Source organism: Bifidobacterium pseudolongum subsp. globosum (genome assembly GCF_000741295.1).
Classification (GTDB): Bacteria; Actinomycetota; Actinomycetes; order Actinomycetales; family Bifidobacteriaceae; genus Bifidobacterium; species Bifidobacterium globosum.
On the sequence record NZ_JGZG01000010.1, the window covers coordinates 75,412 to 101,226 of the forward strand.

At 58.4% G+C, this 25,815-nt stretch carries 20 protein-coding genes and 3 pseudogenes; 17 read left to right on the plus strand and 6 right to left on the minus strand.

Features of this window, described 5'->3' with window-relative positions; translation table 11 throughout:
* Nucleotides 1–47: 47 nt before the first annotated feature.
* The 4 genes and pseudogenes from BPSG_RS08490 to BPSG_RS07055 all read left to right on the plus strand — a co-directional run.
* Nucleotides 48–545: pseudogene (locus BPSG_RS08490) on the plus strand (hypothetical protein); the annotation flags it as partial.
* Nucleotides 532–1,908, plus strand: a pseudogene (locus tag BPSG_RS07045) (ATP-binding cassette domain-containing protein); the annotation flags it as partial. The pseudogenes BPSG_RS08490 and BPSG_RS07045, both read left to right, overlap by 14 nt.
* The gene (mmsB, locus tag BPSG_RS07050) at nt 1,905–3,119 is read left to right on the plus strand and encodes a multiple monosaccharide ABC transporter permease (protein WP_026643775.1); all 1,215 of its coding nucleotides are present in this window, start codon (nt 1,905–1,907) and stop codon (nt 3,117–3,119) included. The pseudogene BPSG_RS07045 and the gene mmsB, both read left to right, overlap by 4 nt.
* Nucleotides 3,120–3,150: 31 nt before the next feature.
* Nucleotides 3,151–3,390 carry a hypothetical protein gene (locus tag BPSG_RS07055; protein WP_026643774.1) on the plus strand — a complete coding sequence of 80 codons (240 nt, stop codon included), beginning with the start codon at nt 3,151–3,153 and terminating at the stop codon, nt 3,388–3,390.
* A 63-nt stretch (nt 3,391–3,453) separates the two neighbouring features.
* On the opposite strand, the gene BPSG_RS07060 is transcribed toward BPSG_RS07055, so the two are convergent.
* Nucleotides 3,454–4,566 carry a LacI family DNA-binding transcriptional regulator gene (locus tag BPSG_RS07060; RefSeq protein WP_026643773.1) on the minus strand — a complete coding sequence of 371 codons (1,113 nt, stop codon included), beginning with the start codon at nt 4,564–4,566 and terminating at the stop codon, nt 3,454–3,456.
* Between the two features lie 99 nt (nt 4,567–4,665).
* Here BPSG_RS07060 and BPSG_RS07065 point away from each other — a divergent pair, with 99 nt between their 5' ends.
* Entirely contained in the window at nt 4,666–5,349 is a 684-nt protein-coding gene (locus BPSG_RS07065; RefSeq protein WP_033502270.1) for a carbonic anhydrase, read from the plus strand.
* A 135-nt stretch (nt 5,350–5,484) separates the two neighbouring features.
* Here the strand turns inward: BPSG_RS07065 and BPSG_RS07070 are convergent, their stop codons facing one another.
* The gene (locus BPSG_RS07070; RefSeq protein WP_026643771.1) at nt 5,485–6,417 is read right to left on the minus strand and encodes a DUF559 domain-containing protein; all 933 of its coding nucleotides are present in this window, start codon (nt 6,415–6,417) and stop codon (nt 5,485–5,487) included.
* A 283-nt stretch (nt 6,418–6,700) separates the two neighbouring features.
* Between BPSG_RS07070 and BPSG_RS07075 the strand changes: the two genes are divergently transcribed.
* From BPSG_RS07075 to BPSG_RS07095, 4 genes are all read left to right on the plus strand, one after another.
* Nucleotides 6,701–8,035, plus strand: a complete 1,335-nt coding sequence (locus tag BPSG_RS07075) for a hemolysin family protein (RefSeq protein WP_026643770.1) — start codon at nt 6,701–6,703, stop codon at nt 8,033–8,035.
* A gap of 99 nt (nt 8,036–8,134) precedes the next feature.
* Nucleotides 8,135–8,617 (plus strand): Dps family protein, encoded by a 483-nt coding sequence (locus BPSG_RS07080; RefSeq protein WP_026643769.1) that lies wholly within the window; start codon nt 8,135–8,137, stop codon nt 8,615–8,617.
* 243 nt (nt 8,618–8,860) lie between these two features.
* The gene (locus BPSG_RS07085; RefSeq protein ID WP_026643768.1) at nt 8,861–9,313 is read left to right on the plus strand and encodes a hypothetical protein; all 453 of its coding nucleotides are present in this window, start codon (nt 8,861–8,863) and stop codon (nt 9,311–9,313) included.
* A 478-nt stretch (nt 9,314–9,791) separates the two neighbouring features.
* On the plus strand, nt 9,792–11,708 hold the full coding sequence (locus BPSG_RS07095) for an alpha-amylase family glycosyl hydrolase (RefSeq protein WP_051592050.1): 1,917 nt from the start codon (nt 9,792–9,794) through the stop codon (nt 11,706–11,708).
* A 135-nt stretch (nt 11,709–11,843) separates the two neighbouring features.
* Here the strand turns inward: BPSG_RS07095 and BPSG_RS08670 are convergent, their stop codons facing one another.
* Nucleotides 11,844–11,981, minus strand: a complete 138-nt coding sequence (locus BPSG_RS08670; RefSeq protein WP_155266378.1) for a hypothetical protein — start codon at nt 11,979–11,981, stop codon at nt 11,844–11,846.
* 269 nt (nt 11,982–12,250) lie between these two features.
* Here BPSG_RS08670 and BPSG_RS07100 point away from each other — a divergent pair, with 269 nt between their 5' ends.
* From BPSG_RS07100 to BPSG_RS08500, 5 genes and pseudogenes are all read left to right on the plus strand, one after another.
* Nucleotides 12,251–13,603, plus strand: coding sequence for a hypothetical protein (locus BPSG_RS07100; RefSeq protein WP_026643767.1), 1,353 nt, complete (start codon nt 12,251–12,253; stop codon nt 13,601–13,603).
* A gap of 29 nt (nt 13,604–13,632) precedes the next feature.
* Complete coding sequence (locus tag BPSG_RS07105) at nt 13,633–15,756, plus strand: hypothetical protein (protein ID WP_026643766.1); 2,124 nt, start codon at nt 13,633–13,635, stop codon at nt 15,754–15,756.
* Nucleotides 15,737–16,321, plus strand: coding sequence for a hypothetical protein (locus tag BPSG_RS07110; protein WP_026643765.1), 585 nt, complete (start codon nt 15,737–15,739; stop codon nt 16,319–16,321). The genes BPSG_RS07105 and BPSG_RS07110 overlap by 20 nt, the downstream gene beginning before the upstream one ends.
* A 576-nt stretch (nt 16,322–16,897) precedes the next feature.
* Nucleotides 16,898–17,119: pseudogene (locus BPSG_RS08950) on the plus strand (ATP-binding protein); the annotation flags it as partial.
* A gap of 114 nt (nt 17,120–17,233) precedes the next feature.
* Entirely contained in the window at nt 17,234–18,493 is a 1,260-nt protein-coding gene (locus BPSG_RS08500; RefSeq protein ID WP_080699250.1) for an ATP-binding protein, read from the plus strand.
* 108 nt (nt 18,494–18,601) lie between these two features.
* Here the strand turns inward: BPSG_RS08500 and BPSG_RS07120 are convergent, their stop codons facing one another.
* Complete coding sequence (locus tag BPSG_RS07120; RefSeq protein WP_026643763.1) at nt 18,602–20,803, minus strand: hypothetical protein; 2,202 nt, start codon at nt 20,801–20,803, stop codon at nt 18,602–18,604.
* Between the two features lie 298 nt (nt 20,804–21,101).
* Here BPSG_RS07120 and BPSG_RS07125 point away from each other — a divergent pair, with 298 nt between their 5' ends.
* A complete protein-coding gene (locus tag BPSG_RS07125) occupies nt 21,102–21,764 on the plus strand; it encodes a DUF1287 domain-containing protein (RefSeq protein WP_051894177.1) in 663 nt (220 codons plus the stop codon).
* A gap of 82 nt (nt 21,765–21,846) precedes the next feature.
* Here the strand turns inward: BPSG_RS07125 and BPSG_RS07130 are convergent, their stop codons facing one another.
* Both BPSG_RS07130 and BPSG_RS07135 read right to left on the minus strand, forming a co-directional pair.
* On the minus strand, nt 21,847–22,437 hold the full coding sequence (locus BPSG_RS07130; protein ID WP_026643762.1) for a hypothetical protein: 591 nt from the start codon (nt 22,435–22,437) through the stop codon (nt 21,847–21,849).
* A gap of 89 nt (nt 22,438–22,526) precedes the next feature.
* A complete protein-coding gene (locus tag BPSG_RS07135) occupies nt 22,527–23,324 on the minus strand; it encodes a hypothetical protein (RefSeq protein ID WP_033502268.1) in 798 nt (265 codons plus the stop codon).
* 89 nt (nt 23,325–23,413) lie between these two features.
* On the opposite strand from BPSG_RS07135, the gene BPSG_RS07140 reads away from it, so the two are divergent.
* Together BPSG_RS07140 and BPSG_RS07145 are read left to right on the plus strand one after the other, a co-directional pair.
* The gene (locus BPSG_RS07140; RefSeq protein ID WP_152595144.1) at nt 23,414–24,424 is read left to right on the plus strand and encodes a helix-turn-helix domain-containing protein; all 1,011 of its coding nucleotides are present in this window, start codon (nt 23,414–23,416) and stop codon (nt 24,422–24,424) included.
* A 286-nt stretch (nt 24,425–24,710) separates the two neighbouring features.
* Nucleotides 24,711–25,815, plus strand: a 1,105-nt coding sequence (locus tag BPSG_RS07145; protein ID WP_462138072.1) for an ISL3 family transposase, incomplete at its 3' end; no start/stop codon positions are given.

Genomic DNA, 25,815 nt, shown 5'->3' on the forward strand with positions numbered 1-25,815 from the left:
CGCGCGAACCTTCGTGTCGGGTACCGCAGAAAGGACAAAGAGGCCATATGACACAGCAGACTGAAACACATGCCAAGCTCGTGGTAGACGACGAATTCAAGGTCGGCCCGGTGCACGACCGGGTGTTCGGGTCATTCGTCGAGCATCTGGGACGCTGCGTATACACCGGCATCTACGAGCTCATGGAAGCCGTCAACCTCGGCACCCGTGGCCTTGCCGAAGCGCTGGATCTGCTGGAATACGCGAACGTCCCCAACGGCACGGCCCGGTCGAAGGAGCGCATCCGCAACGGCGCCAAGGACCCCTTCAACATCCGCATGTGGTGCTTGGGCAACGAGATGGACGGCCCGTGGCAAACGGGACACAAAAGCGCCGAGGACTACGGCAAGCTCGCAGCCTCGGTCGCGGCCGGCATGCGCATGATCGACCCGGACCTCGAGCTGGTGGTCTGCGGTTCGTCGAGCCACACGATGGACACGTTCGGCAAGTGGGAAGAGACCGTGCTCGAACACACCTTCGACAAAGTGAACTTCGTATTCGGGCACCATCACCTTCGACGGCAAGGAGTGCAAGTACCGCACCATCAAGGATTCCGAAGCCGACGGCATCGTCATCATCCACCAGGAGCTCGCACTCAGCCCGTTCCTTTCGATCGCCGAGAACATCTTCATCGGCAATGAACAGGCGAAGGGCGGCGTGATCAACTGGGACGAGACGCGCGCCAAGGCGGCCGAGCTGCTTAAGCGCGTGGGTCTGCCGGAGAACCCGGACACCAAGATCATGGACATCGGCGTGGGCAAGCAGCAGCTCGTGGAAATCGCTAAGGCGTTGTCGAAGAACGTCAAACTGCTGATCCTCGACGAGCCGACCGCCGCACTCAACGACGAGGACTCCGCCCACCTGCTCGACCTGGTGCGCCAGCTGCGCGACGAGCAGGGCGTGACGAGCATCATCATCAGCCACAAACTCAACGAGATCGCCGCCATCGCAGACAATGTGACAATCATCCGCGACGGCGCGACAGTGGGCACGATGTTCGTCACCCCGGAGACGCCGCTGGACCAGGACGAACTGATCCGCAAGATGGTGGGGCGCTCGCTCACCAACCTCTACCCGAAGCATGAGCCCAACGAGCCCGGCGAGGAGTACCTGCGCCTCGAGGACTGGACCGTGCACCACCCGCTCGACCAGAACCGGGTCGTGGTGGACCACGCCAACATCAACGTACATTCCGGTGAGATTGTGGGCCTTGCGGGGCTCATGGGCGCCGGGCGCACCGAGATGGCGATGAGCCTCTTCGGGCACTCGTACGGCTCCAAGATCTCGGGCAAGGTGTTTGTCAAAGGCAAGGAAGTGAACCTGCCCAACGTGCAGGCCGCGATCAACGCCGGACTGGCCTACGCCACCGAGGACCGCAAGGTCTACGGGTTGAACCTGTTGCAGAACATCCGCGAGAACGCCTCGCTGGCGTCGCTCGAGAAGATGAGCTCGCACGGCATCATGAACGACAACATCGAGCAGAGCGAGGTCGAGGAGTACCGCCGCGACTTCCACATCAAGTGCAACAGCATCGATGTGAACGTCGGCACACTTTCCGGCGGCAACCAACAGAAGGTGGTGCTCGCAAAGTGGGTCATCTCCGACCCCGACATCCTGATTCTCGACGAGCCGACGCGAGGCATCGACGTCGGTGCGAAATACGAGATATACGAGATCATCAACCAGCTGGCCGACGCCGGCAAGGCCGTGATCGTCATCTCGTCGGAGCTGCCGGAACTCATCGGCATCTGCGACCGCATCTACACCGTCAGCCAAGGCGTCGTCACCGATGATGTGCGCAAGAACGGGTTCACCCAGGAATATCTCATGAAAGGCATGACCAAGGAGAAGGAGGTGGTTGCATCATGAGCACCGTCAATGCAGCCCCAGCAAAGAAGAAGAGCGACGGCGTCCTCGCCACGCTCGCGAACAACTCGAAGCAATACGGCATCGTCGGCGCGCTCGTCGTCATCGTGCTCGTCTTCGAATTCCTCACCAAGGGCGTGCTGCTCAAGCCCAACAGCTTCGTCTCGCTCATCCAGCAGAACGCCTACGTGATCATCCTCGCCATCGGCATGGTCATGGTTATCATCGCCACGCATATCGATTTGTCGGTCGGCTCGATCGTGGCCTTCGTAGGCGGTGTGTGCGCCATATTGATGGAACGGCAGAGCGTCAACTGGATGCTCGCAATCCTCATCTCGCTCGTCGTCGGCCTGATCATCGGCTGCTGGCAGGGCTTCTGGGTGGCCTACGTGGGCATCCCCGGCTTCATCACCACACTGGCCGGCATGCTCATCTTCCGTGGCCTCGCCACCGTGATCATCGGCGAATCCGTGCCGATCACCTCGCCGGAGTTCCGCGGCATCGCCCGCAACTACCTGCCGCAACTCCTCGGGTGGTGGGGTCCATTCGACGGCTTGACCATCGTGGTCGGCATCGCGTGCATCGCGCTTTTCGCATGGAGCCAGCTGCGCCGCCGCGGCAAGGTGGCCAAGGCCGGCCTCACGCCTGAGCCCATGGCGCTCACCGTGACCAAGATCGTCATCGCCACGCTGCTCATCGGCTTCGTCACCTACCTGCTGGCCCTCTCCGGCAACGCCGACCAAGGCGGTATCCCGATCATGCTCGTCATCCTCGGCGTGCTCGTCTTCGTCTACAACTTCATCCTCACCCGCACGGTGTTCGGACGTCATGTGTACGCGGTCGGCGGCAACCGCAAGGCGGCCATCCTCTCGGGCATCAACACCAAGCGCGTCGACTTCACCCTCTTCGTGCACATGGGATTCCTTTCGGCCATCGCCGCGGTCTGCGTGCTCTCGCGACTCTCCTCCGCCACCGCACAGGCCGGCATGGAGTTCGAAATGGACGCCATCGCAGCCTGCTTCATCGGCGGCACGGCCGTCACCGGCGGCGTCGGCACCATCCCGGGCGCTGTGGTCGGCGCACTCGTCATGGGCGTGATCAACCAGGGCCTGTCCATCATGGGCGTCGACACCGCAGTCGTGAAGACGATCAAGGGCCTCGTGCTCTTGGGCGCCGTGGCCGTGGACATCCTCTCCAAGCGCAAGAAGAGCTGAACCACCACATCATCAACGAAAGAGGCACATCATGAACATCACATCGGCGGCACGCGCCCGACTCTACGCCCTCACCGCGGTGGCCTGCGCGATCTGGCTCGCCCAGACCTGTGTGGAGGCGAACAACGCGGGCGAGCTCTTCAGCTGGTCGAATGTCATCTTCAGCATCTGCCTCATCATCGTCACCGGGTACTGCGCGGTGAACGCGGTGCTCGGCTGGAACACGAAGGAGGCGTCACAGGCAGACAACACAGACGAACACACCACATGAACCAATGATGCAGTGAATGCGCAAGTGGGGTTTCCGTGACCACGGAAACCCCACTTGTTCGTGTCAGCGCCGCGGCGCCGCGCGCACCGACTGCCGCACGATCAGGTCGGCGGACACCAGACCCACGCCATGGTACGAAGCCGGGTAGCCGGGCTCGTCGCCATCGCCCATCAAAAACAGCGCCTCCTTCATGGCCATCACGCCCAAGTCGTCGAAATCCTGCCGCACCGTGGTCAGTGGCGGGTACATGTTGCTCACACCGGGAATGTCATCGAAGCCGGTCACGCTCATGTCGTCGGGCACGCGCACGCCGTGCTCGTGCAGCGCGCGGATCACGCCAATCGCCATCACGTCGTTCGAACAGACCGCGCACGTGGGCAGGCGGCCGCCGTTAGACCCGATGTTGTCGAGAATATGGTTCATGCGGCGGTATGCGTCGGCCGACTCCCAGTCGCCGCACTGCACCGTCACCGAATTCACCTTGTTCTCTGCGCACAGCTTGTTCCATGCCAGCAGGCGCGTGTGTGCGTCGCGCCACTGGCTTGGGCCCGCGAAAAACAGCACATTGCGGTGGCCGTATTTGCGGATCAGCCGCATCACCGAAGCCATGCCGCCCCACTGGTCCACGCCCACAAGCGAAACGCGGCGGTGGCGGCGCGCGTTGAGCATGCGCATGCCTTCGCCCACGCTCACGGCGCCGTGCGTGGACGTGATGATCACGCACGGCTGCGTCACCTTCGCGCGGCATGCCACCTGGAACATCTCATCGGTCGGGGTCAGGAAGATGAACGCGTCCACGCCCTGCTGCATGAACATGCCGCACAGGTCGTCGAACTCCAGCTGGGTGCACTCCGCCTCGTGGACCATCGCCACCGAAACGAACATCGTATGAGCGCGGGCGGTAGCCTCAATCGACGACAGTGCGGTCACCGGGCCGTAAAAACGTTGGCCACCCGCGATCATGCCGATTGTGCGCGTGCGATTCGAGGCGAGCGAGCGAGCGGAATTACTGGGGCGGTAGCCCAGTTCCGCAATCGCGAGCTCCACCTTCTCGCGCGTGGCCGGCGAGACGTTGGGGGAATCGTTGATCACGCGAGAAACGGTCTGATGGCTCACACCCGCAAGTTTCGCCACCTCAAAAATCGAAGGGCGCTTCGCCCCCTTGCGGTCGGCCATCGCCACCTCCTGCGATTGCGCGCATCGAAAAGTGCGCTGTATTCAAAAGCTTCTATGATTTACCTTAACGCATGAGCCGCAGCAATCAGAGGAGTCACCATGACCGAAAGCGCCGAAGAAACCACCGCGAACAGCACCTGGAGCCGCATGCTCGCGGGCAACCGGCGCTTCGCGGAAGGCAAGGCCGAACACCCGTGGCAAGACAAGGAGACGCGCGAATCGCTCATCGACACGCAGAACCCGGATGCCGTGGTGCTCGGCTGCTCGGATTCACGCGTGCCACCGGAGATCATTTTCGACGCGGGACTTGGCGATATGTTCACCGTGCGCACCGCCGGCCAGATGATTGACCCGGCCGTGTTGCAATCGCTCGAATACGCGGTGACCGGGCTGCACGTGAGCCTGCTCGTGGTGTTGGGGCACCAGCATTGCGCCGCCGTGCAGAAAGGCGCCGAAGAGCTTGAAACGCTCATCACCAAGCTGCAAGACGAATCGCAAGGCGGCACACCGATGACGCGCGAACAGCTCATGGAGAGCCTGGACGACGTGATCATGTCCTCCGACTCCGAATTCCTCAAAAACGCGGGGCTTTCGGTCTGGCAGGCGCAGATGGCCGGGCTCGATTCGTCCGACGAATACGAGCAGGTGCATATCGCGCGCACCATCGAGCATCTCGTGACGCATTCGGACGTGATCCGCGAAGCACTCGCGCAGGAGAAACTCATGATTGTGGGCGCACGCTACCGTCTGGAATCCGGTCTTGTGGAGGTGCTGAGCTTCTAGCGGTATTTGCGATTGTGGGGTGGGCCCCCTGCCCGAAAACCTTCATAGGCTAAGGAATATACAACACACGATATCGCAGTGTCGCATTTTGTGGGGTGAGGCCCGAGGAGGCCCCACCCCACAATCGCAGATACCTCAACTCGCGAGCACCCAACGCGGCTCAACGCTGCGTCGCCCATCCATGAGCTGCTTGACCGAAAGAGGCGCCCGCACACGCACCTTCCGCCCCAACCTCAGGCTGATATGCTGCGCGACCCTCAACGCCAAGGCATGCCGGTCGCCTTCCGTGCGCATATCGGCAGCGGTCACTTGGACAACATCCCAACCCAACTCGTCGAGAAGACGGCGGCGATGCACGTCGGCCTCCCATTGCTCCGCATGGAACTGGCCATCATATTCAATGGCGATCCTCAAATCGGCATACGCCATATCCAAATACATGAACCGGCCGGTGTGCGGGTTCACCACCGGATGGTTCACCTCCGGCGCTCCCAGACCATAGCTTTCCAACACCAGGCGAACACGGCTTTCCATCGAGGAATCCGTATTCTCACGCACCAAGCGCAATGCGCTCCTACAGGCCCGCAGCCCCCAGACCTTGACCGGGCACTCCCCCAGCCGGTCGAGATATGTTTCAAGGCGTTCGACCGAGGTGCGTTTGAGCTGTGGGTCGCGCCGCATCATGCTGTCGGCGAGCACCACAAGTTCCGCGGGGCTCAGCACTCGCGCCATCATCACCCACGTGCATTCCGGCGATGTGCAACACACTGCATCCTCCACTATGTGTGTTTGAATCACCCCTGCCCACCGCACATCACGGATGCCGGCAAGGCCATGATGCTCGTTCGCGGTGGCGATCACACGTTCAAGACGCATCTCACGGCGCCCACGCATGCGAGGGCGCTCAATCGCCAACAGCGCCAACGCCGTCATACGGCAGAACACCGGTGGCGTATGCATCTTGGCTTGGCCATCCACGCATTCCTGAAGCACTTCGTCACGTATGCGCCGCAATTCCTTGCTTTGTTTCGACTCATTCACATCAGCAACCCAAGCACACGCCACCATTCCATGCCAGTGTCTCCAGAACGATTGTGGATATGTGGAAAAACAGGCGCCCTACCCACATCTATCCACGATAACCACAACCGCGGGGAGAGCATGCCGGATACCAATAACTGCGATTGTGGGGTGGGGCTTCTTGGGGCCAGCACCTCCAAATGCGACACTACGATATTAAGTGTTGTATATTCTTTAACCTACGAGGGTTCGTGGGTGAGGACGCCCACCCCACAATCGCAGATACCTGCCCAACCGCGTAATTGCCGTGCCAATGACCTACGCTTGAGTCATGTCTTTAGGTTTGAACATTCTGCTCATCTTCGTATTCCTCTTGCTTGGCTCGGTGTTCGCCGGCACTGAGCTCGCGCTTGTCTCGCTGCGCGGCTCCCAAATCGACCAAATAGAACAGGAGGACGCGCGTGGCGCCCGCGTCGCGAAAATCGCCCGCGACCCGAATACCTTCCTTTCCACCGTGCAGATCGGTGTCACGCTCTCCGGTTTCCTTTCCGCATCGTTCGGTGAATCCTCGATCTCGCCGTTCATCGTACCGGTTGTGGAAGGCTGGGGCGTGCCCAGCAACGTGGCCGCACCGCTGACCACCATCGTGCTCACGCTGATCATCTCGTACTGCTCGATCGTGATCTCCGAAATGGTGCCGAAGCGCATCGCCATGCAGCGCAACGAACAGATTGCCCGCGCCGTGGTGCCGGCGATTTCCGCGTTCGCCAAGATCTGCAAGCCGATCATCTGGCTCATCGGCAAGAACACCAACGGCATTGTGCGCCTGCTGGGCTTCGACCCGAACGAGACTGAGTCGGAGGTTTCCGACGAAGAGCTCCGCGTGCTCGTCAGCTCGAACACGAACCTCTCCAACGACGAACGCACCATCCTCGACGACGTGTTCGACGCCTCCGAGACGATTGTGGCCGAGGTCATGCGCCCGCGCGCCGATGTCGCGTTCCTGAACGCGGACATGCCGCTGCGCGAGGCCGCCGCGTTCGTGCGCGACATGCCCTATTCGCGCTACCCCGTCTCCGGCAAGGATTTCGACGACATCCTCGGTTTCGTGCACGTGCGCGACCTGCTCGATGTGCAGAACCCGGACGGCATGACCGTGGCCGACGTGGTGCGCGACGGCATCTCGCTGCCGGGCACATCCAAGCTGCTGCCAAGTCTGGCGCTGCTGCGCAAACGCGGCATCCATCTGGCCACGGTCATCGACGAATACGGCGGCACCGACGGCATTGTGACGCTCGAAGACATGACCGAGGAGCTTGTGGGCGATATCCGCGACGAATACGACCTGCCCGAAGAGAAGCCAAAGGGCGCCGAACCAGCCAATGTGTTCGTCAATGGCGCCGCGAGCGTGGACGGCGGCATGACGATCGAGGACTTCGACGACCTGACCGGCATCGAACTGCCCGACGGCCCCTACGAGACGGTGGCCGGCTTCTTCCTGGCCCACACCGGCAAGATGGGTGAGGTCGGCGATTCCTACACCTCCGATGACGGCTACACGATGACCGTGACCAAGGTGGATGGCCGCCGCATTGAGACGATCGAGGTGCGCAAGCAGTCCCCGAATCCGGATCCTGCGCAAACCACCACCAAGGCCGGAGACTGACACACCATTAGGCTGACAGCTCACGGGCAGGAAACTCCCCGCCGCCGCACGTAAGCTCGAAAACAAGACATATGTCAGCCACTACGAAAGGACACGCATATGGCACTTTCATTCATCATCCCGGGGCTCGATGAGGCGACTTCGGAAAAGGTCATTGGCATTCTGCAGGAGCGTCTGAGCCAGGAGCAGGAGGCCGCGCTCGTGCTCAAGCACGCGCATTGGAACGTGGCGGGCCCGAACTTCATCGCCGTGCACGAGATGCTCGACCCGCAGGTCGACGAAGTGCTCGCGATGGCCGACGAGACCGCGGAACGCATCGCCGCACTCGGCGGTTCGCCGAGCGGCCGCCCCGACGATATCGTGCGCTTCCGCACCTGGCCGAAGTTCGAGCTCGACGGCCGCCAGAACACGCTGGAGTACCTGCGCGCGCTCGACGCCTACTATGATTCGTTCATCAAGGACGACCGCGAGGCGATCAAGGAACTCGACGACCTTGACGTGATCAGCTCCAACATCGTGCAGGACCATGTGCTCAAGCTCGAGCAGTTCCAGTGGTTCATGCGCTCGTTCCTGATCGACTGACCCACGATTCACAGGATTTTCCAAGGCCCTGGCGTGAACACGCCGGGGCCTTTCCCATGCGCCAGCGGTACAATGCGAACCAAGAGCGGGGGTTGAAGCAAGACTCGGCGAGGAGGCGGAATCATGCTTGGGAACACAGATAAAAACACACGCAGCATAGTGACGACCATTGCCGCGGCGGCCACGGCAGGGGTGATTGCAGTGGGCGGCCTCACTTGATGGGAATTGGCGGGCAGCTCCACCATGGCGCACGAGCAGAACACACAGAACGTCACCCTGGTGGGCGAAGTGCCGGGCACCACGCCCGTGCTGAACATGGCGCAGGCGGAAAAGCTCACGTCTTCGCGCGCCGCACTTGTGAAGCGCCTCGACGAAGCGCGCGAGGTATACAAAGAGTCGGTCGGCAACGCCACCGCTTTCGAGGCGCGCAACATGCTTGCCGCATATATCGAAGGCACCGAAGGACTGCTCGACTACAAGCCACAGCTCGCCGAGAATTTCGAAGGCCGTGCACAGGAGCTGAAGACAGCGATGGACGATGTGCGCGCCGGTATGGCGGGCAAGCGTACCAAGGCCAAGGAGCGCGAAGAGACGCAGGCCAGGATGATTGAACAATGGAATGCCGAGATGGAAGCGCAGCAGGAGCAAGCCGAGAAGCTCGCCATGCAGCAGGCTACAGAGGGGCTCGGCGCATAAGACCTGCCGTTCGCAATCGCAATACCTGCGCATGGTGGTTGTGTCATCGAAAGACGACACAACCACCATCTTTTTGCAAACGATGTCTTTTATGGTGGCGTTTTTACACATGCTGCACGCTCGTTTCTTACGCCTTCGGCTCGAAAAACGCATTATTCGGCAGGCTCAAAACTTGGTGCTCAGCGGCTCTACTCCACTGTTCCTCTTCTGACATAACGCACTAAATACGATGACTACGTTGTCTTTAGCCTAATTCACAGAACCTTTTACGGCTGCATTTCACATAAGATTCCAAATCACTGCACAGGGCGTTTCCGCAAACGGTTGCACAATGGTTGCGCACCGAAGCACCATCGCTTCGCCCGGAGGAAGGCACCTGATCCGACGGCGCATTCCCCGCATCCAGCGGGCAGGACCGCAGCGCCGCACCGCGCGGCGCACAACCGAAGATCCCTTCAGCAAAAAGGAGACAGCGGACATGACACCCCTGTCTAAAGGCACCGGTCTGCGCACCGGAGCCAATCGTCGCTCGACGATGAGCGGATTCATCACCAAGACAGCCGCCGGCATTGCAGCCGCAGCGACACTCATCGGCGGCCTCGCCATCGGTGCATCCAGCGCGCAGGCGACCACCACCACGAGCTACGACCGCACGCTCGGCAACGCGCAATTCGAAGCCGCGCGCACCCAGAACGGCCTGGCCAAGGAGATGAACTACGGCTCGATCCTGCACGCGTGGATGTGGTCATTCAACACGATGAAGGAACACATGGCCGAAATCGCGGACGCAGGCTACACGTCGGTCCAGACCTCGCCGATCAGCGTCATCAAGGGACCCATGCAGGGCATGCAGTTCACCGAGAACTGGTATTACGTCTACCAGCCGGCCGGTACCTCGATCGGCAATTCGGTCGTCGGTTCCGAAGACGACCTCAAGGCCATGACCGCCGAAGCGCACAAATACGGCATCCGCGTGATTGTGGACGCCGTGATCAACCACTTCAGCTCCGACTGGAACGCAATCGAATCCAGCTGGAAAAACACAAGCCTATTCCACACCAAATCCGAAGGAGGATGCGGGGATAACGGCACCGCAATCAATTACGGCAATCGTTGGCAGGTGACCCGCTGCCATCTGCTCGGCCTGTGGGATCTCAACACCGAGAACCAAGAAGTCGGCAACCGCATGCAGGGCTTCCTCAAGCAGGCAGTGGCCGACGGCGTGGACGGCTTCCGTTATGACGCCGCCAAGCACATCGAACTGCCCGACGAGTTCGGCACGCATTCCCCGTACTTCGACACGATCCTCGACAACGGCGCCCAGTACCAGTACGGCGAGGTGCTGCAGGGTGACGCCGGCCTCAACGTGGCCGCCTACCCCGCGCTCTTTGAAAAGTACTCGAGCAACGGCGGCGGCAACACCGCCTCGAATTACGGCGGCGCACTACGCAGCGCGCTCAACAGCAAGAATCTCAACGCCGACAATCTGAGCAATCTGCAGGGGCAGGGAGTGCAGGACGACCAGCTCGTCACCTGGGTCGAGTCGCATGACACCTACGCAAATGGCGATAGGCAGTCCACCGGCATGACCGCATGGCAAATCCGCATGGGCTGGGGCGTCATCGGCGCCCGCAAGGGCGGCGCGCCGCTCTTCTTCAACCGCCCGGTCGGCTCCGGCGGCGCGAACGCGCAGTTCGCGGAACAGTCACAGCTCGGCGATGCCGGCGACAACGAGTGGAAGAGCCCGGAAGTCAAGTGGGTCAACAAGTTCCGCAACGCGATGGAAGGCAACGCCGAGTATCTGCGCAATTGCCAGGCCGAGAACTGCCTGATGGTCGAACGGTACAAGTCCGATGGCAGCAACGCGAACGACGGCGTGGTCGTGGTCAACATGGACGGAGACAAGAACCTCGCCGGCCTCGACACCACGCTCGACGACGGCACCTACACCGATCAGGTCAACGGCGGCACCATCACCGTCGCCAACAAGAAGATCACCGCCGGCTCTGTGAAGAGCGGAAAGGTGAGCGTCTTCGTCAACATCGGCACTGCGCCCACCCCGGACCCGAATCCGACCCCGGAATCCACGACCACGGTCTACTACCCGAGCTCGAAGTTCGGCGCGGACTCGACATATCTGCACTGGCGTTTCGCCGACGGCGGCACCTGGACCACCGCACCGGGCGTCAAGATGACCGCCGCGTGCAGCGGGTATGTCTCGTACGCGATCGAGAATCCGAACGGCAGGCCGATCGAGTTCGTCTTCACAAACGGATCGGGCCAGTGGGACAACAAGAACGGCGTCTCCGGGCAGAACTACACCGCGACCGGCGCGAGCGTGGTCGTGACCGACAACTCCGGCAACTACGGCACCACTGCCCCGTGCACGGTGTGATGCGCGGCGTGCACGCATAGCGCGCGTGCGCGCGAGCGGGGCCCGCATGTCTGTTGGCATGCAGGCCCCGCTGCGTTTTATGCACAACACGCCGTTCATCTTCGCTGAGGCGGACGTCCGGGGGATGCCCTCAGATTATGCCAGTACCACCAGAGCTTGTACGAGCACCTGCGGTTCAAACAACTCTTCGATGTCCTGCTGCGAGAGCGATGGGTAGGCGGGGCGGCCCGCGTCTGCTTCCGGAATCCCCTGTTGGGTCACTTTCCCCGCCATATCAGCCTCCTCTTTGATGCCTCTGAGTGCAGTATCGCAGAAAAGATGGCGAGGGGCAATGTGGGTGAGTGCGAATGTGGCTGAGAAGGAGCATTTTCCACGGCAGGGGCATGTATCAACGGCTTAACGCCAAGGATGCTACTCAGCGCCACCCCAGAAAATGCTCCCGCCCAGCCGCAATACACAGGAATGAGCGGTGATGAGCGGGCCTCTGACGACATCGCGTACAATGCAACTACACCGGCAAGGGAGACGAGGTGGGGGGACTCATGGACACTGCACGACAATTCATTCCCATGACCCCCGTACGCATGGTGACCGCCGAGGATGTGGCGCGCAAATTCCAAGGCGACATACCTGCGGCCGCGCGATTCCATTGCCCTTCATGCGACCGGCCCGTGCACTTTCACCACGCGACCAACGCCAGCGGCAAACCCGGTAGCCGAAGCGTACGTGCGCACTTCCGCCATGCCAAGAATGACCCCGTGGCCAGATTCTGCGAGCGATACCAAACGGGCATCGGTGCCAATCCCCGCACCAAACCGCCGGCTCTGCCCATGTTCCTGCGGCGGAATCGAGGCAGCGACTCCTCGATCTTCCATCTGGAACTTTCCGTACGCCGTCGGTCGTTTGGGCATGATCTCGAAACCAAACTACGCGAGGATCGCGCAGCGATCACCGTGGATGGAGTCCCTTACGACCTTGCCGAACTGGTGACCGACCGCAAACACACCATCCATCTCGCCAATCCCACATTCCGGCTCACGCACCGCATCACCGTACCGGAGCAATGGCAGCGCAACGTGGGCGCTCCCGAGAATGGCGAGCGCGTGTTCCTGTTCACCGCCGAATTCGGCGCGCACGGAGGGCGCAGGCTCACATTTGGCGCAGCAGTGAAATCCGGGTTCGACTATTACGCCGTGGTGCAACCTCCCGCCTTGCAGACGCTGCGCAAGGTCTTCGACGTTGCAAAAACGGTAGGCGAGATCGAAACCACCCGAGGCAATCTACTCGTGGTACGCATAGTCACATTCTGGAATTCCCTCAACCGACAGAATGCCGAATACTGGCTCGCGGAACGCAACTTCCGCCTAACGAGTCTGGACCTTGACCCCGTACCGGTCTGGCCGCCGCAACTGCGGTCGAACGGCATCGACGAGCCGCTCTTCTCGCATAGCCCGCAGATTTATCAAACGCCGTTCATTCAGTCTGACGCCGCGCCAATGGCCGCCACACTTGACATGCACACGATACCCCATGCGTTGCCACATTCACGGCTGGCCGCTTTTCTGGGATTCCCTCCCGTACGGCGTTTGAGTTCGCAGATCGAGGGCTCATGCTGTTTTCTCCGCGCAAGCAGATACTTACCGTGGAGCGCCTACATGCTTTCGCACGACCGGCCTATGGGGCTCGCGCTTGCGGAGCCTCCTGAGCTCTCACCGCTCGAGTCACCAATGGAGACCAATCCCATTGTGCCGCCATCTGCACCGATATTGCAGCAGGTGCTACGGCAGGCAACCAACAAGCATTACGACATAGTACTGGCGAGAACAAATCTTCCGGCTCACCACGGCACGCCGCCCAGCGTCTCAATCGCCCGAATACGTTCCGCACACCGATAAAATCATCAACACATTCAGGGAGCACACAGATGGTACAGCAGTCCAACAAATACCGAAGGTCTTGGGGATTATTCATCCGGAACAACAACGGTGACGGGCAGTTTCTCCGCATCATCGATTATGTGACCGATGCTGAGGGTAATGGGCACTACAAATGGGTGGCATACGAAAACTGGTGGGAGCGCTCCAGCACTCCGCGAGCGGACAACCCGAAAACTCTCTACAATCCCAACTTCTTCCGAATCATGGCCACAGGCCTGTCGGATTTTCGGTTTCTGCAATGGACCCCGAACTATGACCGCCCTGATCGACCAACTGTAAACTTCTTCCAAAGCGGGCTCCACGCCACAGTGCCCCCGTTATATGAAGTCATCGATACACCGGCAAACAGCGCAAAGGAACTCCCGCATATGCTCGCACGCGGCATACAGTATTCGGGCCACCCCACCGAAAAGATACTGTTTCTGTTCGCCGGAAACAACAACACATTAGAAGCCGCCGTGCTCAATCGCGAGATGGTGACCATTCAACATCGAACGCTCACGTTGAGTGCGACCGCTCCAAACACCGTCCCACACGTCAAACTGAAAAACGGGGATATACAAACAGTCAACAGCCGTTCGGGGAAGGATAATCGTCTTGTATACGTCCAGCCAAAACTGCCCGAGTCGACATCACATGTGCTCATCAAACCGATGCAACAGATGGCACAGTCATACGTGAACTGGTACATCCGCAAAGAGCAAGCGATGAACAGTAGCGAGCTCATGCGTGATGCAGGAACCATTCTGGAACGAGCATTTGAAAAATCAGAGAATCTGGAACAATATCTGGGAGTCAAGCCAGCGCCCGATGACCTCAGAAATCTTCAGATTGCACTCAAAGCGACAATCCACAGCAATACAGACGACGTGTCGGCAATCATCTACAATCTGATGAAGCAGGACGACGCAATCATGTCTTCCTTCAGGCAACAAGCCGCTGCCGAACTCGCAGATGAGTTCAAGCAGCAAAAGCTGGAATTGCTCGAACAGCTCGATGTCCTGCAAGAACAGCGGGAAACGCAGACCAAAACTGTACGACAGCTGACAGCGCAGGTGAAAGACCTCAACGAGGAACTCCAGCAGAAACATCGTGAGATACGCGACGCACAGGCCGAACTCGAGCTGCAGGAAGAGGAGCAGCACAAGGCCCTGCAGGATCTCGAGGAGAATATAGCGCTGAAAATCGGCTTGCAACAGATTGCCCAGCAAAACCGCACGCTGATGGAAGAGCAAGCATCACAGCACACACCGAATGAAGAACAACAGCTCCGCAGCGCTCCACTGATGGAACCGACGAAAGTACATCTGTCCGATGATGTGCAACATGCATTGACGCAAAATCTCCAAGCATTGTGTTGCATGCTCACCGAGCAGCGCAGCAAGAACAATGAAAAGCTCACGGCCTTCGCGACGCAACTATGCCGAACATTGCATACGACACGATTACTTGCGATCGACACAGCTCACGTTCCAGCTATAGCGAACGGGCTTTCTTTCGCGCTTACCGGAGTGCCGGCACAGCATGTGGGAATCCCCGTAGATTTCAGTGATTTCACGAGGCTTGAAGCATTCTTGAACAACAGTGCTTCGCCAGTGTTTGTATTGGACAACGTATTCGACACCGTCAATGAAAGCCTGCTGTTCGCATTGAACAGATACCATCCGAGCGGCACGATAGTCATTCTTCCAATCGGCAGTTTCGCCAATCTACGACTGGTGGCCCCAGAAGTGTGGCAGCGGGTGTTTTATGTGCCGACTTCGGGAATGATCGAGCTTCCGGTGCCGTCTAGACCGACACTCCACAGATCACGAGCAACGTTTATACGGACACACGCTGATTCAGATGCCGTGCTTGCGCAATTTGACGCACTTCGAACGACCGTAAAGATTACCCCCAATGCCCTAATGATGCCGGCCGAAATCATGGCGCTTGGGCACGGCAGCGACTATGCACGCCAATGGGTCATGCCGCATCTTTGCTTGGAAACATACGCGTATCAAGGGCTGGAGGCGGCAATTGCGCTATGTCAGGACCGCGGCAACAACGCCATCGTCCATAGGCTCACTGCTCTGATCAACAGGATCGACCATGGTTCGCCAACTCGTTGACGTGATGGCCCGTGACTTGGGAGTGCCACGAATACCAGGAGATGATGCGGAAGGTCATGCGTTGACGACCCGCACCGTGTTCGCCGCCCTGCGCTTCTGGATGCAGGCGTTCTGCATCGATGACGGCTACGGTGGCGCGATGGGCATCGCGCCAGCCGCAGTAGAGCTAAACGCACGAGATTGGATCACACGACTCCATGCCGTCTACCCGTGGCTTACGCACACATTCACACCCGCGATGATTCACCAGTATTGCTTGGCATTGGTCGGAATCGGCGATCTGGCGAAGACCGATGACGGCATGCTGCGCTGCACAAAGCCACATGATGTGATGGTGAAGGTCAAAGGTGGAGCGCCCCTGACCATACAGTTGGGGCTACGCGATTTGAGCGCACAGGATTGGAAGGGTTGCACGCTCTCCGGCGCACTTGTGTTTGCTGGAGCTGGAAACCGGGAAGGCATGGCCGTTTTTGAGCCAGATATGATTGACCCGCGGCTCTCCTACCGCGACGAACTCTTGTTTCTAGCAACGTGGCCCAACAACAGGAATTATCGCTGGCACTAAACAATAGTCGAGCGCCTTACAGTATCCAGTTGCCGCCACAACACGCCTTGACCGGAACGCCAGCTACGCGAATGTGCACCGCACACAATTGATCAAAGAAGACGTTATCTATTCGCCTGCGTGGGGTCAGGTGGATTTCAAACTGCCCTACATGCGCGACTATCTACGCGAACACGGCACCTACCACTTTCTACACAGCGGCACAGTTAAGAGACACAGATTTCATCAGCTGAGTTGATTTCACGCAAATCGTTGCCAGCCTGCTTCAGATAGAAAGAAAAGATGCACCATACCAATACGTTAGGGACACATGACGGTAGCAATCCTGAGCAGTAGGTACACACCTATCCAAGTAAGTACCACACCAAAACACGCAATGCCATTGACACACGAAGGCGCCGCACCGAAAGGGGCCCCTATGGCAATCCGCAACGAATCTTTTTCAGAAGCAATTGAGCGTTTACGCCAACAACATACCGATGATGGCGATTATGAAGCAAAGAGCTGCAGCAAAAACTGAGCGCAAATATCTGGGATTCCGTCAGTGCATTTGCCAATACCAACGGTGGGACCTTACTGCTGGGAATCGATGAAAATGCAGGTTTCACTGTACCCAAAGATTTCAACATCGAGAAAATACTCGACCAGTTTTGTGAAAGCATTGGCGATGGAAGCAATAACGGCGTCAAGATTCATCCTATTCCTGCTCACCAAATACGCCGGGAATCACTTGACGGCAAACAGGTACTTGTCGTCCAGATCTATGAGAGTCAGCCGGACCAGAAACCTTATTACGTCCTATCCAAAGGAATCGCACAGGGAAGCTACAAAAGAAGCGATGATAAAGACGTACCGCTGGATCCAGACGAAGTATATGAGCTACAGAACGTCCTCAAACCAAGTAACACTGAGATGGAAATCGTAGAACGTGCTGACGTCACAGATTTGGATGAGACAAGTATACAAAGTATATTGTCTCGTTTGCGAGGCACTACCTCCGAAGAAGAGAAGCTGAGCAGAATTCATATCACAGATAAACAAGGCAGAGTATTATTCGCAGGCCTATTAGTTACAGGGAAGTATCCCCAACAATTCTATCCACAACTTGTTATTGATGTTGCAGCGCATGCTGGAACCAGAAAAGCAGAGGCTGGTTCCCCTCGATTTCTGGATCACTCTATCTGCGAGGGCACAATTCCCGAAATGATTGATGAGGCCATTAGTGTCACCCTCCGCAACCTCCGCACCTACTCGGTAGTTGAAGGCAGTGGGAGACGTGATCTACCTGAAATTCCTCCCGAAGTCTTGCGTGAAGCCGTAGCCAATGCAGTCATCCACAAAGAATACCACCCCTATTCCCAAGGGCAACCCGTCAGCGTGGATATCTACTCGGACAGAGTGGAAATCACCAATCCAGGTGGCCTATGGGGCGGGAAAACGCTGGAAACACTCAATGATGGACGTTCGATGTGTCGCAATAGTGCACTCATGCGTTTGGTACAAAATGCAGAAATACCTCATACGGGTGCAGCCACCGTGGAGGGGCAAGGAACCGGAATTGAGCTCATGATTCATGAAATGGAATCAAGGGCACTACGAAAGCCAGATTTCAAAGCTTCTGCAGATAGTTTTACGGTGACGCTTTGGCGCAGTGGCGCTGAATTGAGCATGAATCAGCAATGGATTCAGCAACAAGGATTGCTCACATCCCGCAAAAATGAGGCACTTCTCCTCACACTCCGTGAATTCGGCCCTTCCCATGTCCATGAGATTCGCAATCGCTTGAAATATGATTCAGATGATATCCGCGACCGCCTCCATGCATTGGAGCAGCTCAACATGGTGCAGGAGATACAAAAGGATGTTTTTGTCCTTATGGTTAAAGGAATCAACCACACCACTCATCCCACCATGGACAAGAAAACCGAAACGCACCCTCTAAGTACTGACTACGACAACTTCTCCGCAAAGGCGGCTATTCTGGATGTTTTCCAAAAATCCGAGAAGGAGGTAAGCCTGACTACGAGAGAGTTGTCAGATATCACCGGTAAGTCACTAAGCGCCTTGCGCCAGGCCATGCCATCGCTCATTGCAAAAGGCACAATAACAGCAATCGGAAAACCACATAGCCGTTCAAGGTCATATGTGTTAACCACATCCAACAAAACATGATGAACGATGGTAAGCGCTCGCTGCAGCCCAGCGACAGTACAGCGTAGACGCACGATGACCATCATATGTAACTACTGGCTCGCAGGAATCACGCGCACGTAGTGTACGCTACAGCAGCAGATCGTCGTGCGTGTTCACCGACAGGAACGTGACACGATCCACCCCGCCCCTCGTGAAGTGCAGACGGTACTGGCCGTGCACATTGCAACGGTAGATGGTATTGCCGTGCTCGTCTTTGCGCCCGGGATTGTCACCGCCCCTGCCCGTGCGCAGCTGATGCTGCCGCAGCCCGTTGAGCGTCTCTTTGCCGGTGAGCACAAGCAGCATTGTGCGGATGAGCGACCATCGCGACATATCCCCGTGTTCACACTCCGCGAGTGAATCGAAGAATCCATCCGCATACGACCACTGCGCCAACGGCCGGCGCTCGCGCTCCTCGACGGTGAACTGCAGTAGTGACTGCGCGCGCAACTGCCAGTCGAGCTCCTCGCGCGCCGAGGCGAACCGCCCACTGAACACCGCGAGCGGATTGGCCTCCCCAATCGACTTTTCATACTCACGATTGCGCTTCGTCAGATCCGCGTTTTCTGCGCGCAGCTGTTCGTTGGCTTGCTCGAGCCGACGATTTTCGGCCTGCGCCTCGGTCAGCTGCCGGTGCATCGTGCGAATCGTCGTCTGCGCAGAGGGCACCGAATCCACCGTCTCAAGCAGCGACTCGACCGGCACATCGGCGAGCGTGCTGTGCGTGTGCAGGCGCGACAGATACGCCAACGCGTCCGCCATGGGCAGCCATGCCGGCCCCTCGGGCAGCACGCTCGGCGGCTCGATGACCGTATCCGCCGGCGACGGCAGCGAGAACAGCCATTCCCCCGCGTCGCGCTCCTCGATATGCAGCGCGATTGTCGCCCCGCGCGAAAACACGGGGCGCATATCGGCGTCTGTATTCACCGCCGTACCGGCGAACAGATCCGGCCCGCGCACCACAACCTCGACCGCGGGCGAATCCGCGAGCGCCGGATACAACATGAACTTGAGCATGTCTTTGCACACGTACGTGACGCGGCCCGCGACAGTGACCCCGGGCACGTACGCGCGCAATGCATCGTGCGGATTGTTCCATTCCGGCACAATCTCGAACTCGCCTGTCCCCGCCGCATATCCGCGCACATGCTGCCCTTTGCGCAGCAGTGTTTCCAGCGGCTGTGTTTCCACGATTGTGCGCGGCAGCTCGATCATTGTCGCTTTGCGCGGCGTGCGCTCGTCTTCCGCGCGCACGTATGCCGCGGAATCGAGCACCATCTCGACGACGCCGGAGACAAGTGCGCGCTGCGGCGCGTGTGCGCGGCCGGTGTTTTCGCTGGCCGATGCAGCGTCGTCTTCTTCGCTGGGACTGCCAGCTCCGCCTACGCTGTAACCACCGGGATACGCCGTATTCCACACCGCTTCGGCGAGCGCGGCGACCACGCGGGGACTGTCGGCGCGATCGTTCATGCGGTGCAAGTCGGAATACATGCGGGCGGAACCGTTGCGGGGATAGAAGAAACGGCATGCGCCGCTGTACGCGCGCGCCCATGGCGGAAGATGCTCGCGCAGCCAGTCTTCGGCCTGCCTGTCCGCGATTTCGAATACGACGGCGTCATTCTCGATTTCACGGAGCAACTCAGGCACGTTCAGATACGGCTCGGCACCTTCAGGCGCGAGCGACACAAGAATGCACGGGTATTGCCGACTGGGCGAGAGGATGGCGTCGCGGCATAGCGGCGCATACGCGGCGTCTATGCGGAACAGCTTGTGGTCCTCTCGGACATCGGCGAGACTCGGTTCCTCGGCGTGTTGCTTGGCTCGGGCCGCGGCAGCTGCGTTGTACCGAGGAGTGGGCGTTGGCGCTGAGACGCGCGGAGCCGCGGCGGGTTTGTTACGCTGCGCGGAGGCGAGCGCATTCAGTTTATCGTCGATGCGCGCGAGGAACTCTTGCGGAGGCAGCGCGGAGAGCACACAGTATACGATGCTGGAATCGTCACACCACGCGTCGCCGGGCGGAAAGATGCGCGCCGCGCCGTGGTGCGGATTGACAATGCCCAGTTGATTGCGCGCCGACTGCTGCACTGCATTGTCAAGCACCACCGTCACGGCACGCGAGCCGACGGTCTTGCGCATCTGGTCGAGTGGGACATGCGGATTGCCGTGCGTATCCTGCGACAGCAGCACGCACGTGGTGTCACGCGTCGACCTGCGCAGCCAGTTGACGAACTCGGGTAATTCAAACGGGTCCTTGATGATTTTGCCGTCATACGTATTTGCATTGCCCATGCTGGCTCCTTTGCCGTTCGCTCCCCGATCATGGTTTTCAGCATAGCAGCGTGAAGCGCGCATCGGGCATGCGGGCGGGGCAGCGATTCTCCAGTGTTTCACCGTGTTCCACGTGGAACTTTCTGTAAATGCGAGGTTGTTGCGGTACAAATCAGGGCATGTGTGACTCTGAATCCGGACACAAGCGTGAAATCAGCTTTGCGGTGGCTACGACTCACTGATTTACCGCCACTTCCCAAAGGCCATGGGCGTGCTATAACAGATGCCAGCGAAGGGCACCGCGGAGGAGGACATCCATATGGCGCACCAGCTATCCAGAATCATCACGATAAGCGCGCTCATCGCCGCCTGCACGTTGGCATCGGCATGCGGGAGCACAATAGGCGCCGCAGACGAAGACAGGTCGGCGCGGCAGCCAGCGCCAAGCATCGCCCCATACACCAGCTCAGTCGGCAAGGACGGCGACGGCGTCGACGACCAAAGCGACATTCTGCAGAACGCGCGCGCCTACATCGCCACAAAACCGGCATACAAAAGCGAGTATTACGCGACCGGCTACCCGAACGACGGGCACGGCGTGTGCACCGACGTTGTAGGCGCCGCCCTGCGCGGAGCGGGCTACGATCTGATGACCCTCGTGCATGAAGACATACTCGCCCACCCCGAGCGGTACGCGATCGACACGCCTGATGCCAACATCGACTTCCGCCGCGTCCCCGTACTCAACGCGTATTTCGCCGCGCATGCGATCAGCCTCACGACAGACACCACCGACGTCGGTGCATGGCATGGCGGAGACATCGTCGTCTACAGCAACCACATCGGCATCGCCTCCGACACGCGCAACACAGACGGATTGCCGTTGCTCATCCACCACGTGAGCGCGAAACAGAAGCAGTACGAGGAGGATGTGCTTGGCACGTTTCCGCAGGAGCTGGTCGGGCACTACCGGATCAGTTGAGTGCGGAGGCGAGCTGGAGCAGCTGTTTCATTGCGCTTCTGCTTCCGTTTTGCATACCTCGCAAAAGAGCAACGTCACATGGTCAGCTATCTGTCTCGCCGATGGCCGGCAATGCACGCGCGTCGGCGTATGCGAAATAGCGGGCGCGCACCGCGAAGTACGCGGGGTAGAGCGTGGAGAGAAACGCCGCGAAAAAGTACGCGTAGGATTCGATTCGCCCGACACTCCAAAACGGTTCAGGAAGCAAAAGGCCGCCATGGGCCCAGTCAGGCAGTACATACAGCACGACCGCCGACAGTCCCACAATCAGCGCGGAAGTGACGACAATCGTGGTGCGGCGCGAGACTGCGGATTCACGAGCATCGAAGCAAGCGAGCAGAAGGCGGTAGATGGAGTAGACGAAGATGCCCCAGAGCAGGATCGACCCGAGGCAGAAGACGAGCGAACGCGTGTACTCCCCCGGAGTGCTGGGGCACGGATCCATGAATGAGCAGCCCGGCGGAATGTCGGGGGCGTTGTCCGTGACCGCCCACCACATGAAAAACGCCAGGAGAAGAACCACCGGAACGTCGAGCAGGAAGATGATGCCGAGTACCCACGTGATCCACGCGGGAGGCTGGCGGAAACGGCGCGAGGGCGCCGGTTTTGGGAGTGGAGATGATTGGTGTGGCAATGCTTCTCCTTGGATTGGGGGCGGCTTGCGTTCAAGTGTAGGTTGGGCGTGGGGGATCTAGGGCATTGGGATAAGTTTGACGACCAATTCTATATTTCTTCCCCATCATTTCGGGGTTGATTCAGATAGGTTTCCAGATAGCTTTTCAACGTGCCTAGTGTCCTCGCTGCGTAAGTGAGTCGCTCCTTGGTATTGGCTGGACGATCACTGCTGTGCAAGCACCTGTTACACAGCTTACGAGACCTGTGCATGCGCTCAATGAGATCAGACTCAATATACCGATCACAGGAACTGATTTTCTGGCATAGGTCCATATAGTCAACATCCGGAACATCATGCAACCGCAGAATGCAACCAACTGCAATCTCCATACCGATGCGGATGTTGGCCGCCGCTACGTCTTCGAGAACATGCCGATGAGCGAAATCTGCGAGGTCATATTCCCGCTCTCCCAAGTTCATGTTCGCTGCGTACCAATGATTGCTTACGATTTGCAGCTGACGTTGGTAATCAACAGGACCGTACTGCACTATCCTGTTTTGTTGCACATTGCTCGATGCATCCGATACACTTTCAAATTCGCGGCAAGTCTCATCGATGCCGTTCTCTGCCTCACGAATTCGAGCCTGTATGGTCTCTTGAATCAAGCCAAACATTTGCTCTTGCTGGGATCGCAATAATGTCTGATCTTGTTGCCGCGTCGCCCGGAATCGCCCCACCAAGTACAAGACCGTTCCAGCCGTCACGACAAAAGGTATACATTTCTTGCCCATCGCAGCATATCCTTTTTGGTAGCCTAGGTCCACCAAACCACGGCAGAACGAATTAGGCCCTCCCGCGGCCTTTGCCGCTTTGGCGAGTTGCGCATATGGCCATGTAACTGACATGAGATCCTCCTTCTGCGTGTTGGATAAGAACAACTTATTCAGCTTGGGCTTACTATTAAGGGTAACAAGCTATATTCAAGGAGTAGAACGTGTCTAAATCAGCAAAATATGTACTGGAAGGAATAAACGACACCTACAGTATCTGGAACTCCAGATTCAAGAAGGCCTATCAGAAGAAGGGCTATTCTCAGGCTGGATTGGCCAGAGAACTAGCCCAGTCGTATCCCGGCTTATTCCCCTCAGAATGGGCGCAAGAAGACGGCATTGCACCTAGTAGAGGACAAACCCGCATCTCCGATTGGTGCAACTTAGGAAAAAACGGAAACACGTTTCCTTCATACGAAAGAATGTTGGCGATAGCAGAAACAGTTGGAGAGCCACTCCCCTTCCTCCTCGGAGAGACCGACGGATATACTCTTGAAGAGCAATATGTGGCGGATTATCTAGGAATCGGAGTGAAGGGAGTACAAGGAATCCACGCCGTCACAGAAATTGACCACGAAGAAGGCTCGCTATACGTTGCATTGGGCGGAGTTACCGCCAGCGAGGCATTAACAAGATTGCTTGCCGCAGATAATTTTGCACAAAAATTCATCCCTGACCTCACCTTACTTCTTAATCCAAATCCGAGCGATAAAAAATGTGAGAATAATTATGATCAACAGATATGGCAATGGATAACAGAGAATTGGAAGAACAGCTGTCTATTCAAAGTATCTAATGACTTGACAGATATATATAGATGCATAAATCGAGATATTCAAGTAGAGAGAGAGATTTCCGAAAAGGAGTTTGAAAAAGTCAAAGAAGAGAAGGGGGATCAGAAGTTCGCTGAATTTCTCTCAGAAGAAGGATATGAAAAGAATATAAAAGGAATTACAGAATTACTGAGAGAGAGTCTAGACCTTAGCGACAAAGACGCCGACTTCCTCGCAACTCGCACTATGGAATCACTGCATGCGAATCCGGATATGTCAAACAATCAATGGCTAGAACTCATTCGAAAGATTGTCGACGAAAGAAAGGAGACAGGAAAGCTTACAATTGACACCCCACTAGTTAAAGGGGTATTTCATTATCTTGGGATCTTACACAAATGAGACATTGCCACAGGCTAGCAATAATATGCTTTCATCAAGCAATAAAAGGAACGGACGAGAAGAGCAGAGAACAGATCGGACTACATCTTTAATACCTTAATTTCCCCATTAGTGATACATGTCACCAACGGTCAGTAACCCCACATGCCAATCCGGCCTCGACACCCTGCAGCAAATCTACCAGATAGCGTATATTCAGCAGCGCCATCGACTGGATAGCATATCAGGCTCTTCTCAAGTTAGTGTGTAAGGGCCGTGCTTCATCATTGCTTGTGTGATAGAAAAATTGAATGAGGAAACACGGCCTGAACCCGAGTTTATCGTGTTCGACCCCCAACGTTTCCTTGGTTTGGATGAGATGGGTCTTCGTGTGCTCTCGTGGCGGCGTCTTGGCAGGCCGGACGGCCCGGGATTAAGGCAGATCAGGTGCGAGCCGGACTCGCACGACGCACGCTGGTACCCCTCGTGCGGCGCGTATGCCAGGGTGCGTTCGTCGTGGCTGCGCACGCTGGCGCATGTGTCCTACGGCGACGACGCGGTGCATCTGCTGGTGCGCGTGCGCCGCTACGAGTGCGTGCCGTGCTCACGCTCGTGGAGCGATGATCTTGAGGCGGTGGGCGCCGGCAGGGGCGTGTTGAGCGTGCCGGCGGTGATGTGGGCGCTGCGGCGCGCGTGCCTGGACTCGATGACTGTCTCGGCGTGCGCCAGGCTGCTTCATGTGGCATGGGCGGTGGTCGACCGGGCGGTGCGCGAGCAGGGCATGCTGCTGCTCGAGCAGGCCGACCGGTTCTCCTCGGTGCGCGCGATCGGCGTGGACGAGCACGTGTGGCGCCACGGCGCGTTCGGAGACCGGTACGTGACCGTGATCGTCGACCTGACCCCGCGTTGCGACGGCAGGCCGGCAAGACTGCTGGACATCGTGCCGGGCCGTTCCGCCCAGGTGCTTCGCGAATGGATGCAGGCGCGCGGCGGCGAGTTCACAAGACGCGTCGAGGTGGTCGCCATGGACGCGTTCGCCGGCTGGAAGCAGGCCGTCGAATCCGTCGTGCCCCACGCGGTCGAGGTCATCGACCCGTTCCACGTCGTGCAACTGGCCGCCGCCCGCGTCACCAAGGTGCGCTGCCGCCTGCAACGCGACGCCACCGGCAGGCGCGGTGTCAAGGGCGACAGGCTCTACGACTGCAGGCGCGCCCTGCTGACCAGCGACGAATACCTCGGCGCACGCGGCCGTGCCAGACTCATGACCCTGTTCGCCATCCAGACCAACCACGACCTCATGCTCACCCACGACGCCTACCAAAGGGTCATACACGCCTACCGGTGCGACGGCGCGGACGCCGGCGAACGCGATGATGCGCGACTGATCGACGACCTGACCGGACCGGGGCGTA